Genomic DNA, 17,049 nt, shown 5'->3' with positions numbered 1-17,049 from the left:
ACCCTTGGCCACGGTAGACACCGCACTCACTGACCCCCACGCAGTGCCCGCTCCGACCCCGGGACGCCGCATCAGGCCTCCCGAACAGCCGGGTCCCTCGACGCAGGAGCGCGCGACCGCACCACCCGCACCGTCGCGCCTGACCGCACCCCCGGCGCAGCCGCCCCCGGCGGACCCTCCCGCGCCGTCGCAGTCCGCGACACTCATCGGATCCGTCCAGCGCGCGATGCGTCTGCTGGAATGCGTCGCCGAGCACGCGCACGGAGCCCCCGCCAAACAGCTGGCCCGCGAGACGGGTCTGGCGCTTCCGACGGCGTATCACCTGCTGCGCACCCTGGTCCACGAGGGCTATCTCAGCCGGGACAAGGGCTTGTTCTTCCTCGGTGAGGCGGCTGTGCGGCTGAGCGGCAGCGGAGCCCAGCAGAAACGTCGCAGCACGATCGTCGACGCACTGGCCGGCTGGCGGGACGCGATCGGTGTGCCCGTGTACTACGCCGTGTACCGGGACGGCGAGATCGAGGTCAGGTGCGTTTCCGACACCCCGGCCAATCCGGCGGCCGAGGAGTGGGCCGACTTCCGCGAGACGGCGCACGCGCACGCGATCGGTCAGTGTCTGCTCTCCCAGCTGGACGAAGACGCCCGCCGTGACCACCTCGACCGCTACCCCGTGCAGTCCCTCACCCCGTACACGGTGCGGGACAGCCACACCCTGCTCCGGCGGCTCGAGCGAACGCGGCGGATGGGACCGGTGACGGAGCGGCAGGAGTACGCGCTGGGGACGGTCTGCGCGGCCATTCCGATCACTGTGGGTACGACGGCGGCGACGCTGGCCATCTCCCTGCCTTCTCATCAGGCCGACCGGTTGGTGTCCGCGGCCCAGCAACTGCAGTGCGAAATCGGCCGACTGCTGGGGTCACTCGCGATCTCTATCAGTATCTGAAAACTCACTCCTTGTGATCTGCCGTGTACGTTCAGCAAGATGCCACCAATGTCAGGGGATCATTTCCCAGCCGGGTCGGCTTCACACGACGGGGTAGGCGATGCGCGAGTCCGTACAGGCAGAGGTCATGATGAGCTTTCTCGTGTCCGAGGAGCTTTCCTTCCGTATCCCGGTGGAGCTGCGCTACGAGACAGGCGATCCCTATGCCGTGCGGCTGACCTTCCATCTGCCCGGGGACGCGCCGGTGACCTGGGCGTTCGGACGTGAGCTGCTCATCGACGGGGTGAACCGCCCGAGCGGGGAGGGGGACGTGCGCGTCTCGCCCGTCGAACCCGACTCGCTGACAGAGGTCCTGATCCGCCTACAGGTCGGCGGCGACCAGGCGCTGTTCCGCTCGTCCACGGCACCGCTCATCGCCTTCCTCGACCGCACCGACAAGCTGGTGCCCCTCGGCCAGGAGGGTTCTCTTGAGGACTTCGACGCCCACCTCGACGAGGCGCTGGACCGCATCCTGGCGGAAGAGCAGAGCGCGGGCTGAAGCGGAGACGGGGGACGCGGCCGGAACTGGCCGGAGCTGGCCGGAAAAGCGTCCGCGTTGGACGTGGAGGGCGCAGTAACGCTTCTCTCCGGGCAGGCGGGCCCAACGGTCTCAGACCTCCCGCTGGTTGCACGCACGCACGCACGCCCGCCGGGCCTCCGCCCGTCTCAGTGCTTGCGGCGCCGGCCTCGCCCCGTGCGTGCCAGGGCAGGTGCTCCTGCGCCGGCCGTCGCAGTCGCCGACTCCGGACCCGGACGGTCGGCCGCGACCACCAGAGCCGCGAGCAGTGTCGTGACCGGCACCGAGGCGACCAGGCCGATCGAGCCCACCAGCGTGCGCACGATCTCCTCCGCCACCAGCTCGCTGTTGGCGACCGTCCCCACGCTGCTCTGCGCGATGGAGAAGAGCAGCAGCAACGGCAGCGCGGCGCCGGCGTAGGCAAGGACGAGGGTGTTGACGACGGACGCGATGTGGTCTCGGCCGATGCGGATGCCCGCCCGGTACAGCCCCCGCCAGCCCATCGACGGATTCGCCTCGTGCAACTCCCACACCGCCGACGTCTGGGTGACCGTCACGTCGTCGAGGACGCCGAGCGAGCCGATGATGACGCCCGCCAGCAGTAGACCGCTCATGTCGATCGAGGGGTACAGGCCGTGGATCAGACCGGTGTTGTCGTCCGTGTTGCCGGTCAGCGCGGCCCAGCCGATGAACCCGGAGCCGAGCAGGCCGATCAGCACGAGCGACAGTAGGGTCCCCAGCACCGCCACGGACGTACGGGCCGACAGACCGTGGCACATGTAGAGGGCGATCAGCATGATGGCGCTCGACCCGATCACCGCCACGAGCAGTGGGTTCGAGCCCTGCAGAACCGCGGGCAGGATGAAGAACGTCAGCACCATGAAGCTGACGGCCAGCGCGACCAGTGCCATGAGGCCGCGCATCCGGCCCACCACCACGACGGCGAGCGCGAAAATACCGGCGAGCAACGCCATGGGGAACCTGCGGTTGACGTCAGCGACCGAGTACTGCAGGTCCTTGGGTGCCGAGGGCTCGTAGGCGGCGACCACCTTCTCGCCCTCGTGCAGCTGCCGCGACTGGTCCGGCTGCACGATCTCGGTGAACGCACGGCCCTTGTCCTTGCCGGTGTCGACGCGGATCGTCGCCTTCTTGCAGGTGCCGTTCGCCTCCTGCTGGGCGGAGGAACCCTCGGCGGTGGAGGTGTCGCCGGTCGGGCTCTCACCCGAGGCGTTCACCGACTTGCAGCTCACGCTCAAGACCTTGGTGACCGTCGCCTGCTGGGTCTGCCGGTCGAATCCCACGCCGGTGCGCGCATGCGGCGGGGCTCCGCCGGGCCACAGCACCACCAGGCCGACCACCACGGCCACGCTGAACGGGATGAGGATCGCCGCGATGACCTTGCGCAGGTGCTTGGAGACGGGAGCCGCGGGACCGTGGCTGTGCGAGTGACCGTGCCCGCCACCGGAACCAGGGGCGTGCTCGTGCCCCGCACCGGTTGCGGGCCCGTGGTCTGGCCCGTGGTCGTGCCCCTCGTCGGGTCGAGGTGCGTGGTGGTGCCCAGCACCCGAGCCATGGCCGTTTCCGGAGCCGGGCCCATGGGGCGGCTCCGGAGGCGGGTACGGGGGCCGATGCGTCGTGGTCACCGCCAGATCATCGCAAGAACGACAGGGGCCCTCTGTTCAGCGCGCCCGAATTGACGCTAGCGTGGAGGCACCTTTGCACACGCGGGAGCTCGGAGCACCGGGCTGAGAGGGCGCTGACCTCCGTCCCAGCGATGTTTCACGTGGAACGTCACCGAAGTCGAGTGATGTTCCCCACGAAACGTCGACAGACGGAAGCCGCTGCGTCGACCGCCGAACCTGTTACCGGGTAATGCCGGCGTAGGGAGTAGGTCTCATGACCAACAAGGACGCACGCACGCCTGCCTCCAGCCAGGACGAACAGCCTATTCAGGGCGAACCGTCCCCGGAGGTCGGGAAGTCCATCGGCTGGCACAAGGCGTACATCGAGGGTTCCCGCCCGGATCTGCGGGTGCCGGTCCGTCAGGTGCATCTCACCAACGGGCAGTCGGTCACGCTGTACGACACCTCGGGCCCGTACACCGATCCGCTCACCGACACCGATGTCCGCAGGGGGCTCGCCCCGCTGCGCGAGAACTGGATCATCGCCCGAGGCGACACCGAGGAATACACCGGCCGTCCCGCCCGCCCCGAGGACGATGGGATCAAGCACACCTCTCCCCGAGGCGGTCTGCGCAACCTCGACGCGGTCTTCCCCGGGCGGCCCCGTCAGCCGCGCCGCAGCCGCGACGGCAAGGCGGTCACCCAGCTCGCGTACGCGCGGCGGGGTGAGATCACGCCCGAGATGGAATTCGTGGCCGTCCGGGAGAACGTCGCCCCCGAGGTGGTTCGCGAGGAGATCGCGGCAGGCCGCGCCGTCCTGCCGGCCAACATCAACCACCCCGAGATCGAGCCGATGATCATCGGCAAGCGGTTCCTGGTGAAGGTCAACGCCAACATCGGCAACTCCGCGGTGACCTCCTCCATCGAGGAGGAGGTCGAGAAGATGACCTGGGCGACCCGATGGGGCGCCGACACGGTCATGGACCTGTCCACCGGTCGCAACATCCACACCACACGTGAATGGGTACTGCGCAACTCCCCCGTGCCCATCGGCACGGTGCCGCTCTATCAGGCCCTGGAGAAGGTGGACGGCCGAGCCGAGGAGCTCACCTGGGAGATCTACAAGGACACCGTCGTCGAGCAGGCCGAGCAGGGCGTGGACTACATGACGGTCCACGCGGGCGTCCGCCTGCCGTTCGTCCCGCTCACCGCGAACCGCAAGACCGGCATCGTCTCGCGCGGCGGCTCGATCATGGCCGCGTGGTGCCTCGCGCACCACAAGGAGTCGTTCCTGTACGAGAACTTCGAGGAACTCTGCGAGATCCTCGCCGCCTACGACATCACGTACTCGCTGGGCGACGGCTTGCGGCCGGGTTCGATCGCGGACGCCAACGACGAGGCCCAGTTCGCCGAGTTGCGCACGCTCGGGGAACTCAACACGATCGCCAAGCGTTTCAACGTACAGACCATGATCGAAGGCCCGGGACACGTCCCGATGCACAAGATCAAGGAGAACATCGACCTTCAGCAGGAGATCTGCGATGAAGCTCCGTTCTATACGCTCGGCCCGCTGACGACGGACGTCGCGCCTGCGTACGACCACATCACGTCCGGCATCGGTGCCGCGATGATCGCCTGGTGGGGCACGGCCATGCTCTGCTACGTCACGCCCAAGGAACACCTGGGACTGCCCAACCGTGACGACGTCAAGACCGGCGTCATCACCTACAAGATCGCCGCCCACGCAGCCGACCTCGCCAAGGGGCACCCCGGTGCGCAGGACTGGGACGACGCGCTGTCGGACGCCCGCTTCGAGTTCCGGTGGGAGGACCAGTTCAACCTCGCCCTGGACCCGGACACAGCACGGGAGTTCCACGACGAGACCCTCCCGGCGGAGCCGGCCAAGACGGCCCACTTCTGCTCGATGTGCGGGCCGAAGTTCTGCTCGATGAAGATCTCCCAGGACATCCGCCGTGAGCACGGCGGAAGTCGGTCGGAGATCGAGCAGGGCATGGCCGAGAAGTCGAAGGAATTCGCGGCCGCGGGCAACAGGGTGTATCTGCCGATCGCGGATTGACGCACGCCGGAGCGGGTCGCGCCGCCGACGTGGAAGACGGTCCCGCTCTGCGGCGTGAGATGCCGTGGGGCGGAGCCGTCGAGACGCATCAACATTCGGCTTGCGCTCCCCCGGCGGATCCTGACGGGTCCCTTTGGTGCGGAGGGCGCAAGCCGGCGGTTACTCCGGCTGGTGTTCCGGGCCTCCGAAGTCCGGGCTGGAGTAGTCCGGGCTGCTGAAGCTCGGGCGTGAGCCGGGGTCCGAGCCGTCGTCCGGGCTGCTGAAGCCCGGGCGGCCGTAGCCGAGATGCGGCATACGACTGGTCGGCGTCGACGGTGTCGTGGTGTGCAGTACCGCGGCCGTGCCGGGGTCGGCCAGGGCTTCCCGGAGGAACGGCATGATGCCGCGCTCCAGGAGCGCCGTGTGCCAGGCTTCCCTGGCCCTGGCCACTTCCTCGCTGACTTCGCCGTACAGGCCGGTCTCGAGCGAGGGCCGGTTGCGCAGCGCGGTGAGCAGCAGCCCGACGGCGGCGACCAGGATCGCGGCCGCGGTCATGGCGCCGAACACCCAACCCGCGGTGATCATGGTCTTGCCGAACACCTGTTTGGAGTCGAGCGATTTGATGATGTAGCCGACGAGCAGGAAGATCACCGCGGCTGTTCCGGCGAGGACGGGGGTGAGGACGGCGGCGACGGCGACGGCGCCCGCGCCGGCCGGCTCGGCGGCCTCGCCGAGGGTGGTGGCGAGCCCCATCGCGCCGCCCATGCCCGACTCTCCTGAGGAGCCGGACTCGCGGGTGGGCGAAGGGGTTGACGGCGCCGGACGGCGCAGTTCCTCGCGAACCTTCACGTAGTGCTGGTACTCGGTCGCCGCTGCCACCGTGATGATCGCGGTGGCGTTGAGCGCCATGGTGCGCAGCTGTTCGGGGTTGAGCCGCTGTCCGACAGCGGCCAGTTCCGGGCGGTTTGGGGCGGAGCGCAGCGCCTCGTCGAGGACCCGCTCGTACTCCTGGCGGTCCTCGCTCAGCAGGTGCTGCGGAACGCTGTTCATGTGCATCCCCCGATGCTCCGTAGGGCTTGGGGCTCGCATGCCAACGAGCCGTCGGGCAGAAACGGAGGGGAGCCTGCTACGGATAAGCCGATGGTAGAGCGGCGACGGCACGCGGTGACAGGGGGTTACAGAAATTGGGCCCTGGCCTGCGTTGTTTATCGCGATTCCTCCATGCACGGGCGCCTGCCCTGTGAACGTTCAGATATCCAGGGGAAGTTGCTGGACCAACAGCTTTCCGGCCATGGTCACTCCGCCGTCCATCGCGATGGCCAGGCCCTCGGCGTAGACGTGCGGCCCTTCGACCACGGGCCCCGCGCTGTCCTCACCGTCCTCGGAGCCGACCTCGCCCAGCAGGTAGGGAATGGGGCTGTGGCCGTGAACGATCCGCGTGCCGCCGTACGTATCCAGCAGGGAGCGTACGGCGTCTGCACCGCCCTCGTCGCGGAAGGAGAACCGCTTGGTGAGCTTGCGGAACAGGTCCCAGCACTCGTCGGCGTCGTTGCGCGTGAGCGTTTCGCGGACGGTGTCGTTGACCGCCTCGATGGAGTCGCCGTAGTCGAGATAGGCGGTGGTGTCGGAGTGGACGAGCAGATAGCCGTCCTCCTCCTCGACCGCGTCGAGGCGCGCCATCCACTGCAGGTGGTGGTCCTGGAGGCGGTCCATGTCGGTCTTCTGGCCGCCGTTGAGCAGCCAGGCCGCCTGGAAGGTGGCGGTGCCCGCTCCGGAGTTGACGGGGGTGTCGCCGAACCGCTTGGCGCCCAGCAGCAGCAGTTCGTGGTTGCCCATGAGCGCCTTGCAGTAGCCGCCGGCGGCGGCCGCCTCCGCGGACAGGCGCATCACGAGGTCGATGACGCCGATGCCGTCCGGGCCGCGGTCGGTGAAGTCGCCGAGGAACCACAGCCGGGAGGTGCCCGCGCACCAGTTGGCCGCGGCGTCGATGAGGCCCTGTTCCTGGAGGGCGGCCACCAACTCGTCGACATAGCCGTGCACGTCACCGACGACGTACAGCGGACCCGCGCCGTCCGTCTGCTCCGGGTCCGCGAGGGAGGCGGGGTCGACGCTCACCTGAAGCGTGTCACCGCGGTTGATGACCGGCAGGTCACGCGCGGTCGGCGTGTACCCCTCCGGATACGTCTCCTCGTGGGACGCGGCGACATCACCGGGGTGAGTGCTGTGGCCGTACGGACCGGTCTCGTGGACATACGCCGGTACCCGGAAGTCGCGCAACGTCGCCGTTCGCTCCACCTCGGGTCCCTGACCGGCCCCCTGAGTCATCAGACCCCTCCACCATCGCGCCGCATCTGCACCGCGTCGGACTGCCTGGTCGCAGCGGCCCGCGGTGTCGTGGGCCCATCATAGGAATGCCGATCGCGCCATGTGATGACCCAGGGGTGGTGAATCGGAGTAAGAGTCCAGTTCACCGCGGCTTTCGCCCCGATTGGGCAGGGCTTCGACCGCATGCTGACGGCCGCTGTTCTACTCTTCCTCAGGCGACCGCGGCGCGCTGACCGTCGTGCGTGGCGGACGTCGCTGGGACGAGGTACGCACGATCAGCTCCGTCGGTATCACCTGCTCGACCGGTTGGTCCGATTCGACCCCCTCGATCGCGTCGATGAGGAGTTGCACCACGGCCGTGCCGATACGGCGCGGCTTCAGCGAGAGCGTGGTGATCGGCGGCTCGGTGCTGGCGTACACGGTGGATTCGCTGCAGCAGACCAGAAGCAGGTCGTCCGGTACGCGCAGGCCGTAGCGGCGGGCGGCGGCCAGCAGGTCGGTGCCGTTCGGGTCGAACAGGCCGTAGACGGCGTCGGGCCGGTCGGGGCGGGCGAGCAGCCGGTCGGCGGCGACGGCGCCCGCGCACGGGTCGTGCGCCGGGTAGGCCTCGTACACCGGGTCCTGGCCGACGCGCTCGCACCAGCGCAGGTACGCCGTGGTCGACAGATGGGTGTAGGTGTCGGTCGTCGTGCCCGTCAGCAGGCCGATACGGCGGGCGCCGGCGTCGGCCAGGTGGTCGAGGATGCCGAGCACGGCGGCCTCGTGGTCGTTGTCGACCCACGCGGTGACCGGCAGCGAGCCGGCCGGGCGGCCGTCGGAGACGACCGGCAGGCCCTGCCGGACCAGTTCGCTGACGACGGGGTCCTGGTCGGAGGGGTCGATGACGACCGTGCCGTCGAGCGCGACGTTCGACCACACGTCGTGGCGCGAGGTCGCGGGCAGGATGACCAGGGCGTAGCCGCGGGCGAGCGCGGCCGAGGTGGCGGCGCGCGCCATCTCGGCGAAGTACGCGAATTCGGTGAAGGTGAAAGGTTCATCCCCGTACGTCGTCACGGTCAGGCCGATGAGGCCGGACTTGCCGGTACGGAGCGTTCGGGCCGCTGCGGACGGGCGATAGCCCAGTCGGTCGGCGACTTCGCGGACATGGCGTCGAGTGGCGTCCGGGAGCCGGCCCTTCCCGTTGAGAGCGTCGGAGACGGTCGTGATGGAGACTCCGGCGGCGGCGGCCACGTCTCTGATGCCCGCCCGGCCCGGCCGACTGCCTCGGCGTGAGGTTTCCGCGCGGCTCACCTGGTGCTTCCCTGCTGCTGTCATGGCGAGCCGATAGTAGGGCTCATACGGTGGGGTAGGGCGGACGCATATGCACGCGTTGACAGGCACGTTTCTGCAAGGTCATATACCGTCAACTACCTTTGAAACAATGTCAGTTGAACGATCCAATGGACCTACGTGACTTGTCGGCGCGCATGGGCCTGCCAAGTCCCCGATGTTTCGAAGAGGTCTCAACTCACCTGCACGGGTGATGCGCGCCACCGCGCGAGCCACCGGCGCATAGATATATGTGATCACGCCCCCCTCGATTCGTCTGCCTACGGGCGGTGATGCCCCTGATGCGGGCGTGACGGATGAGGTCTGTCCTCAGCTGTACGCAGCGGCGCCGAATCCTCATAAGGTGAGCAGTATTGGAAGCCGGTGGTGGTCATGAGGAGGACTGCGGTGAGCGAGACGAGCCCCAAGCTGCGCGCCGAGCTGGAGGGTATCCCCACCTACAAGCCGGGAAAGCCCGCCGCGGCCGGCGGTCCGGTGGCCTACAAGCTGTCCTCCAACGAGAACCCCTATCCGCCGCTGCCCGGCGTGATGGAGACCGTGACGGCCGCGGCCTCGTCCTTCAACCGCTACCCGGACATGGCGTGCACGGGCCTGATGAACGAGTTGTCGGACCGCTTCGGCGTCCCGCTCGCCCACCTGGCCACCGGCACCGGTTCGGTCGGCGTCGCGCAGCAGTTGATCCAGGCCACCAGCGGCCCGGGTGACGAGGTCATCTACGCCTGGCGGTCCTTCGAGGCCTACCCGATCATCACGCAGGTCAGCGGCGCGACCTCGGTGCAGGTGCCGCTGACGCCGGGCGATGTGCACGACCTGGACGCGATGGCGGAGGCGATCACCGACCGGACCCGTCTCGTCTTCGTCTGCAACCCCAACAACCCGACCGGCACGGTCGTACGGCGGGCGGAGCTGGAGCGGTTCCTCGACCGGGTGCCGAGCGATGTGCTCGTGGTGCTGGACGAGGCGTACCGCGAGTTCATCCGCGACATCGAAGTGCCGGACGGTGTGGAGCTGTACCGCGAGCGGCCGAACGTGTGCGTGCTGCGCACGTTCTCCAAGGCGTACGGCCTCGCGGGTCTGCGGGTCGGTTTCGCGATCGCCCATGAGCCGGTGGCGGCGGCCCTGCGCAAGACGGCGGTGCCGTTCGGTGTGAGTCAGCTCGCGCAGGAGGCGGCCGTCGCCTCGCTCCGGGCCGAGGACGAACTGCTCGGCCGGGTCGGCTCGCTGGTCTGCGAGCGCAACCGCGTGGTCGACACGCTGCGCGCGCAGGGCTGGACCGTGCCCGAGACCCAGGCCAACTTCGTGTGGCTGCGGCTGGGGGAGAGCACGGTCGCGTTCGCGGCGGCGTGCGAGCAGCACGGCGTGGTGGTCCGGCCGTTCCCGGGCGAGGGTGTCCGGGTGACGGTCGGGGAGACCGAGGCGAACGACATCTTCCTGAAGGTGGCGGAAGGGTTCCGTAAGGAGCTCTGAACCAGGGCTATTCGGCTACGAGTTCCACCCGTACCGGGTCGCCGTCCCGGACCGTGGCGAGGAGTCGGAGGTCGCCGTCGATGCGGCCCAGGACGTTGCACGGGCTCGCGAGGCGGCACTCGGCGCCTCGCGAGATCGGTGTCGGGCCGTAGGGGAGTGCGAGGGCGTCCCCGTCGGTCCAGAAAGCGACCGTGCCCGGGTCCACGACCTGTTGGGCGCCTGTTTCACGTGGAACAGAGACGCCCGTGTCGAAGTAGACCTCCTCGCCCCAGGTGCGGGCGGTGGAGGCGAGGGGCAGTGCCTTGGTCAGGGCCTGGGCGGTCGGAGTGTCGTCGAGTGTCGCTGTGAGGTGGCCGGCGGGCCACGAGATCCGTATCTGCACGGCAGGTAATTCAACAAGATGTTGAAGTCGCCGCCAAGGGATTGACGTGACGGAGCAGACAGGACCCCCCATGCGCAGGTCGAAAAGAGGTGCGTCATAATTGCTTGTGAATGTGAACGCGTTCACAAGCTGTCCCGTTGCTCCCGCGATGCGTGTGACAAAGGGGGCAAACTGCCGCTATATCGTGGCGACCTAAGGAGACTGACGACGTGAACCTGGCTCTGGCGCCGGAGACATTGGCGCGCTGGCAGTTCGGCATCACCACCGTCTACCACTTCCTCTTCGTACCCCTGACGATCTCGCTCGCCGCCCTCACGGCCGGCCTGCAGACCGCCTGGGTGCGCACGGAGAAGGAGAAGTACCTCAGGGCGACGAAGTTCTGGGGCAAGCTCTTCCTGATCAACATCGCGATGGGTGTGGTCACCGGCATCGTGCAGGAGTTCCAGTTCGGCATGAACTGGTCCGACTACTCGCGCTTCGTCGGCGACGTCTTCGGTGCCCCGCTCGCCTTCGAGGCTCTGATCGCGTTCTTCTTCGAGTCGACCTTCATCGGCCTGTGGATCTTCGGCTGGGACAAGCTGCCCAAGAGGATCCACCTGGCCTGCATCTGGATGGTCTCGATCGGCACGATCCTGTCGGCGTACTTCATCCTCGCCGCCAACTCGTGGATGCAGCACCCCGTCGGCTACCGGATCAACAAGGCCAAGGGGCGTGCCGAACTCACTGACTTCTGGCATGTGCTGACCCAGAACACCGCGCTTGCCCAGGCGTTCCACACGCTCGCGGCCTCCTTCCTGACGGGTGGCGCGTTCATGGTCGGCATCGCCGCCTTCCACCTGTTCCGCAAGAAGCACATCAACGTGATGAAGACCTCGCTGCGACTGGGTCTGGTCACCGTAGCCATCGCCGGCCTGCTCACCGCGATCAGCGGCGACACGCTCGGCAAGGTCATGTTCAAGCAGCAGCCGATGAAGATGGCCGCCGCCGAGGCGCTGTGGGACGGCCAGCACTCCGCGCCGTTCTCGGTCTTCGCGTACGGGGACGTGAGCAAGGGCCACAACTCGGTCGAGCTGTCCGTCCCCGGAATACTGTCGTTCCTCGCCGACGACAACTTCAACTCGTACGTCCCGGGCATCAACGACACCAACAAGGCCGAGCAGGAGAAGTACGGTCCCGGTGACTACCGGCCCATCATCCCTGTCACCTTCTGGGCGTTCCGCTGGATGATCGGGTTCGGCATGGCGTCCTTCGGTATCGGCCTGGCCGGACTCTGGCTGACCCGCAAGAAGTTCATGCTGCCGCAGCATCTGCGGGTGGGCGAGGACGAGGTGCCGCATCTCGTCCTCTTCAGGAACAAGGCGCTGGGCCCCAAGCTCAGCAGGCTGTACTGGCTCGTGGCGATCTGGACGCTGGGCTTCCCGCTGATCGCCAACTCCTGGGGCTGGATCTTCACCGAGATGGGCCGGCAGCCGTGGGTCGTCTACGGCGTCCTGCAGACCCGCCACGCGGTCTCCCCCAGCGTCTCCCAGGCCGAGGTCCTCTCCTCGATGATCGTCTTCACCACGCTGTACGCCATCCTCGCCGTGGTCGAGGTCAAGCTGCTGGTGAAGTACGTGAAGGCCGGCCCGCCCGAGCTGACTGAGGCCGACCTCAACCCGCCCACGAAGATCGGCGGCGACACCCGTGACGCCGACAAGCCGATGGCCTTCTCGTACTAGGCCGAGGGAGAGCGAGTCATGGAACTTCACGACGTCTGGTTCGTGCTCATCGCCGTCCTGTGGACCGGCTACTTCTTCCTGGAGGGCTTCGACTTCGGAGTCGGCATCCTCACCAAGCTGCTGGCCCGGAACCGGCCCGAGAAGCGGGTGCTGATCAACACCATCGGCCCCGTCTGGGACGGCAACGAGGTGTGGCTGCTCTCGGCGGGCGGAGCGACCTTCGCCGCCTTCCCCGAGTGGTACGCCACGCTCTTCTCCGGCTTCTATCTGGCTCTGCTGATCATCCTGGTCTGCCTGATCGTGCGGGGCGTCGCCTTCGAGTACCGGGCGAAGCGGCCCGAGGAGAACTGGCAGCGCAACTGGGAGACCGCGATCTTCTGGACCTCCCTGATCCCGGCTTTCCTGTGGGGCGTGGCCTTCGGCAACATCGTGCGGGGCGTGAAGATCGACAGGAACTTCGAGTACGTCGGCACCTTCTGGGATCTGCTCAATCCGTACGCGCTGCTCGGCGGCCTGGTGACGCTGACGCTGTTCACCTTCCACGGGGCGGTGTTCACGGCGCTCAAGACGGTCGGGGAGATCAGGGAGCGGGCACGGAAGCTCGCCCTGGCGGTCGGTCTGGCCGCGGCCGTGGTCGCGCTGATCTTCCTGGTGTGGACGCAGGTCGACAGCGGTGACGGCAAGAGCCTGGTCGCGCTCGTCGTGGCCGTCGCCGCCCTGGTCGCCGCACTGGTGGCGAATCAGGCCGGGCGTGAGGGCTGGTCGTTCGCGCTGTCCGGGATCACGATCGTGGCCGCTGTGGCCATGCTCTTCCTGTCACTCTTCCCGAACGTCATGCCGTCGTCGCTCAATGAGGACTGGAGCCTGACGGTCACCAACGCCTCCTCGAGCCCGTACACCTTGAAGATCATGACCTGGTGTGCGGTGATCGCCGCGCCGATCGTCATGCTCTACCAAGGGTGGACCTACTGGGTGTTCCGCAAGCGGATCGGTACGCAGCACATCGCAGACGCAGTGCACTGAGTCCGATCTGGGGCATGTTTCACGTGAAACATGCCCCTTGAGAAGAGGGTGTGTTTCACGTGAAACCGATCGACCCGCGTCTGCTCCACTACGCCCGTGCCACCCGCCTCTTCCTGGTGTCGGTCGTCGGCCTGGGCGTCCTTGGCGCGGGGCTGGTCATCGCCCAGGCGATGCTCATCGCCGAGGTGGTGGTGGGGTCGTTCCAGCACGGGATGTCGGTCGCCGAACTCGGCACTCCCCTGCTGCTGTTGGTGGCTGTCGCCTGTGGCCGTGCGCTGGTCTCCTGGCTCACGGAGCTCGCCGCGCACCGGGCGAGCGCGGCGGTGAAGTCGGAGCTGCGGGGACGGTTGCTGGAACGAGCCGGTGCGCTGGGGCCCGGGTGGCTGAGCGGGCAGCGGACCGGTTCGCTCGTCGCGCTCGCCACTCGGGGTGTCGACGCCCTCGACGACTATTTCTCGCGCTATCTGCCGCAGTTGGGGCTCGCGGTGGTCGTGCCCGTGGCGGTGCTGGCCCGGATCGTCACCGAGGACTGGGTCTCGGCGGCGATCATCGTGGGAACCCTGCCACTCATCCCGGTCTTCATGGTCCTGATCGGCTGGGCCACGCAGTCCCGGATGGACCGTCAGTGGCGGTTGCTGTCCCAGTTGTCCGGCCACTTCCTGGACGTCGTCGCGGGGCTGCCGACCCTGAAGGTGTTCGGGCGGGCCAAGGCGCAGGCTGAGTCGATCAAGCGGATCACCGGTGAGTACCGGCAGGCGACCATGCGGACGCTGCGGGTCGCCTTCATCTCGTCCTTCGCGCTGGAGCTGCTGTCCACGCTCTCGGTCGCACTGGTCGCCGTGACGATCGGCATGCGGCTCGTGCACGGTGAGATGGATCTGTACATCGGCCTGGTCATCCTCGTCCTCGCGCCCGAGGCCTACCTGCCCCTGCGTCAGGTCGGCGCGCAGTATCACGCGGCGGCGGAAGGGCTCGCGGCGGCCGAGGAGATCTTCGCCGTCCTGGAGACCCCCGTGCCGGCGTCGGGCACGGGGACCGTTCCGACGGGTGGCATCGCCTTCGAGGGAGTGACGGTTCGGTACCCCGGGCGATCCGAGGACGCCGTGTCGGATGTTTCCTTCGCCGTCGAGCTCGGGGAGACGGTCGCGCTCGTCGGGCCGAGCGGCAGCGGCAAGTCCACGCTGCTGAACGTGCTGTTGGGCTTTGTCAGGCCGTCCGAGGGGCGGGTACGGGTCGGCGGAGTCGATCTCTGTGACGTCGATCTGGAGCGGTGGCGGTCGCGGATCGCCTGGGTGCCGCAGCGCCCGCACCTCTTTGCCGGGAGCGTCGCCGAGAACGTACGGCTGGCGCGTTCCGATGCCGATGACGCCGCTGTACGGCGGGCGTTGCGGGAGGCCGGAGCGCTGGAGTTCGTGGACGCCCTGCCCGATGGTGTGGACACGCTGCTCGGCGAGGACGGTGCCGGGCTGTCGGCCGGGCAGCGGCAACGGCTCGCCCTGGCGCGGGCGTTCCTCGCGGACCGTCCGGTGCTGTTGCTCGACGAGCCGACGGCCGCCCTGGACGGGGCCACCGAGGCCGAGGTCGTGGAGGCGGTACGGCGGCTGGCGGTGGGGCGGACGGTACTGCTGGTGGTGCACCGGCCGGCGCTGCTCGCAGTGGCGGACCGCGTGGTGCGGTTGGCGGGGCGGACGGTCCCTGCCTCCGTGGAACGCCGGACGCCCGAGGGGCGCCCGGCGGCCCAGGAGACGTACGAGAGCTCCACGCCGCACGAGCCCGCAAGCGCCGCATCTGCCGACAGCCGAGGCGGCGTGCTCGCCCGCGTCCGGGCCATGTCCGGCCCCCGGCGCGGTCGTCTCGCGCTCGCCCTGCTGCTCGGGAGTCTCGCGCTCGGCAGTGCCGTCGGGCTCATGGCCACCTCCGGGTGGCTCATCTCGCGGGCCTCGCAGCAGCCGCCCGTGCTGTATCTGATGGTGGCTGTCACGGCGACGAGGGCCTTCGGTATCGGGCGGGCGGTCTTCCGGTATGCCGAGCGGCTCGTGTCCCACGACGCGGTGCTGCGGATGCTGGCGGACACCAGGGTCGCCGTCTACCGGCGGCTGGAGCGGCTGGCGCCCGCCGGGCTGCGCCGCACCCGCCGCGGCGACCTGCTGTCGCGGCTCGTCGTGGACGTGGACGCCCTGCAGGACTACTGGCTGCGCTGGTTGCTGCCCGCCGGTTCCGCAGTGATCGTGTCCGCCGCGTCCGTCGGCTTCACGGCGTGGCTGCTGCCCGAGGCCGGTCTCGCGCTGGCCGTCGGGCTGGTGGCGGCCGGGGTCGGCGTCCCGCTGGTCACCGGCGCCGTGGCCCGCCGCGCCGAACGCAGGCTGGCCCCCGCACGAGGGGTGCTCGCGACGCGCGTGACCGATCTGCTCACCGGCACCGCGGAGTTGACCGTCGCCGGCGCTCTGCCCGCTCGTACCGCCGAGGCACGGCGCGCCGACGGCACGCTCACCCGGATCGCCTCGCGCGCCGCCACGGCCACCGCGCTCGGCGACGGACTCACCGCTCTGCTCTCCGGTCTGACGGCCGCCGCCACCGCCCTCGTGGGCGCCCAGGCGGTCGCCGACGGGCGGCTGGACGGCGTGACGATGGCCGTCGTCGCCCTCACCCCGCTGGCCGCCTTCGAGGCGGTCCTCGGGCTGCCGCTCGCCGTGCAGCACCGGCAACGGGTGCGCAGGAGTGCGGAGCGCGTGTACGAGGTGCTCGACGCGCCCGAGCCGGTGCGGGAGCCGGAGCGGGCGCGACAGGCGCCTGCCGCCCCCTTCCCGGTGGCTCTCAGGGGCTTGAGCGCCCGGCATGCCGGCCAGCGGCGGGAGGCGCTCGACGGTCTCGACCTGACTCTCGACCAGGGGCGCCGGATCGCCGTGGTCGGGCCGTCGGGCTCCGGCAAGACGACGCTGGCGCAGGTGCTCCTGCGCTTCCTGGACGCGGACGCCGGCTCCTACACGCTGGCGGGCGTGGACGCGTACGCGCTCGACGGCGACGACGTACGACGGCTCGTCGGGCTGTGTGCCCAGGACGCGCATCTCTTCGACAGCTCGGTGCGCGAGAACCTGCTGCTCGCGAGGAAGGACGCCACCGAGGATGATCTGCGCGACGCACTGAAGCGAGCCCGGCTGCTGGACTGGGCCGACAGTCTGCCCGATGGGCTCGACACGCTGGTCGGCGAGCACGGGGCCCGGCTGGCGGGCGGGCAGCGGCAGCGGCTCGCGCTGGCACGCGCGTTGCTCGCCGACTTCCCCGTCCTCGTCCTCGACGAGCCCGCCGAACACCTCGACCTGCCGACGGCCGACGCGCTCACCGCCGACCTGCTGACAGCCACGGAGGGCCGGACGACGCTGCTCATCACGCACCGGCTGGCCGGCCTGGAAGCGGTGGACGAGGTAGTCGTCCTGGACGAGGGACGTGTGGTGCAGCGCGGGACGTACGCCGAACTGGCCGCCGTACCAGGGCCGTTCAGGGGGATGGCGGAGCGGGAGGCGGAGGCGGAGCTGCTGGTGGGGGCGGGACGGCCCCCGGGATAGCCGCAGCGCCTTCCGCCGATGCCGACTCTCTGGGGCGTCGTCGGCGGCGCGAGGGACAGGCGCCGTAC

The 17,049-nt window shown here is 69.0% G+C and carries 12 protein-coding genes; 7 read left to right on the top strand and 5 right to left on the bottom strand.

All coding sequences use genetic code 11. The features are described from left to right. The first annotated feature begins 205 nt into the window (after positions 1–205). Positions 206–940, top strand: a complete 735-nt coding sequence (locus OG870_RS23235) for an IclR family transcriptional regulator (protein ID WP_323178436.1) — start codon at positions 206–208, stop codon at positions 938–940. Positions 941–1,040: 100 nt separating this feature from the next. Beyond that, positions 1,041–1,478 carry an SsgA family sporulation/cell division regulator gene (locus tag OG870_RS23230; RefSeq protein WP_266517682.1) on the top strand — a complete coding sequence of 146 codons (438 nt, stop codon included), beginning with the start codon at positions 1,041–1,043 and terminating at the stop codon, positions 1,476–1,478. A 167-nt stretch (positions 1,479–1,645) separates the two neighbouring features. Here OG870_RS23230 and OG870_RS23225 read toward each other — a convergent pair whose 3' ends face one another. Then, positions 1,646–3,139, bottom strand: a complete 1,494-nt coding sequence (locus OG870_RS23225; RefSeq protein ID WP_266517680.1) for a YibE/F family protein — start codon at positions 3,137–3,139, stop codon at positions 1,646–1,648. A gap of 253 nt (positions 3,140–3,392) precedes the next feature. Between OG870_RS23225 and thiC the strand changes: the two genes are divergently transcribed. Continuing rightward, positions 3,393–5,195 (top strand): phosphomethylpyrimidine synthase ThiC, encoded by a 1,803-nt coding sequence (gene thiC / locus OG870_RS23220; protein WP_266517677.1) that lies wholly within the window; start codon positions 3,393–3,395, stop codon positions 5,193–5,195. A 159-nt stretch (positions 5,196–5,354) separates the two neighbouring features. Here thiC and OG870_RS23215 read toward each other — a convergent pair whose 3' ends face one another. From OG870_RS23215 to OG870_RS23205, 3 genes are all read right to left on the bottom strand, one after another. After that, positions 5,355–6,230: a hypothetical protein gene (locus tag OG870_RS23215; protein WP_266583136.1), complete on the bottom strand. Its 876-nt coding sequence runs from the start codon at positions 6,228–6,230 to the stop codon at positions 5,355–5,357. Between the two features lie 192 nt (positions 6,231–6,422). Further along, positions 6,423–7,499, bottom strand: coding sequence for a metallophosphoesterase (locus OG870_RS23210; RefSeq protein ID WP_266517671.1), 1,077 nt, complete (start codon positions 7,497–7,499; stop codon positions 6,423–6,425). Positions 7,500–7,700: 201 nt separating this feature from the next. Beyond that, positions 7,701–8,813 (bottom strand): LacI family DNA-binding transcriptional regulator, encoded by a 1,113-nt coding sequence (locus OG870_RS23205; RefSeq protein WP_266517670.1) that lies wholly within the window; start codon positions 8,811–8,813, stop codon positions 7,701–7,703. Between the two features lie 402 nt (positions 8,814–9,215). Between OG870_RS23205 and hisC the strand changes: the two genes are divergently transcribed. Beyond that, positions 9,216–10,295, top strand: coding sequence for a histidinol-phosphate transaminase (gene hisC / locus OG870_RS23200; RefSeq protein ID WP_266517667.1), 1,080 nt, complete (start codon positions 9,216–9,218; stop codon positions 10,293–10,295). A 7-nt stretch (positions 10,296–10,302) separates the two neighbouring features. Here the strand turns inward: hisC and OG870_RS23195 are convergent, their stop codons facing one another. Continuing rightward, positions 10,303–10,677 carry a cyclophilin-like fold protein gene (locus OG870_RS23195; RefSeq protein ID WP_266517664.1) on the bottom strand — a complete coding sequence of 125 codons (375 nt, stop codon included), beginning with the start codon at positions 10,675–10,677 and terminating at the stop codon, positions 10,303–10,305. Positions 10,678–10,886: 209 nt separating this feature from the next. On the opposite strand from OG870_RS23195, the gene OG870_RS23190 reads away from it, so the two are divergent. The 3 genes from OG870_RS23190 to cydD are packed head-to-tail and all read left to right on the top strand — an operon-like array spanning position 10,887 to position 16,981. Next, positions 10,887–12,395 (top strand): cytochrome ubiquinol oxidase subunit I, encoded by a 1,509-nt coding sequence (locus OG870_RS23190; RefSeq protein WP_266517662.1) that lies wholly within the window; start codon positions 10,887–10,889, stop codon positions 12,393–12,395. A gap of 18 nt (positions 12,396–12,413) precedes the next feature. Continuing rightward, the gene (gene cydB, locus OG870_RS23185) at positions 12,414–13,418 is read left to right on the top strand and encodes a cytochrome d ubiquinol oxidase subunit II (protein WP_266583138.1); all 1,005 of its coding nucleotides are present in this window, start codon (positions 12,414–12,416) and stop codon (positions 13,416–13,418) included. Positions 13,419–13,477: 59 nt separating this feature from the next. Further along, on the top strand, positions 13,478–16,981 hold the full coding sequence (cydD, locus tag OG870_RS23180) for a thiol reductant ABC exporter subunit CydD (RefSeq protein WP_266583140.1): 3,504 nt from the start codon (positions 13,478–13,480) through the stop codon (positions 16,979–16,981). Positions 16,982–17,049 lie beyond the last annotated feature (68 nt).

The sequence above is a fragment of the Streptomyces sp. NBC_00461 genome, from assembly GCF_036013935.1.
Lineage (GTDB): Bacteria > Actinomycetota > Actinomycetes > Streptomycetales > Streptomycetaceae > Streptomyces.
This window is presented reverse-complemented; position numbering and strand designations above follow the sequence as displayed.

Excerpts from the sequence above, each read along its gene's own strand:
- OG870_RS23215 (WP_266583136.1), bottom strand. The coding sequence starts at position 6,230 with ATGCACATGAACAGCGTTCCGCAGCACCTGCTGAGCGAGGACCGCCAG.
- thiC (WP_266517677.1), top strand. The coding sequence starts at position 3,393 with ATGACCAACAAGGACGCACGCACGCCTGCCTCCAGCCAGGACGAACAG.
- OG870_RS23205 (WP_266517670.1), bottom strand. The coding sequence starts at position 8,813 with ATGACAGCAGCAGGGAAGCACCAGGTGAGCCGCGCGGAAACCTCACGC.
- OG870_RS23230 (WP_266517682.1), top strand. The coding sequence starts at position 1,041 with ATGCGCGAGTCCGTACAGGCAGAGGTCATGATGAGCTTTCTCGTGTCC.
- OG870_RS23210 (WP_266517671.1), bottom strand. The coding sequence starts at position 7,499 with ATGACTCAGGGGGCCGGTCAGGGACCCGAGGTGGAGCGAACGGCGACG.
- cydB (WP_266583138.1), top strand. The coding sequence starts at position 12,414 with ATGGAACTTCACGACGTCTGGTTCGTGCTCATCGCCGTCCTGTGGACC.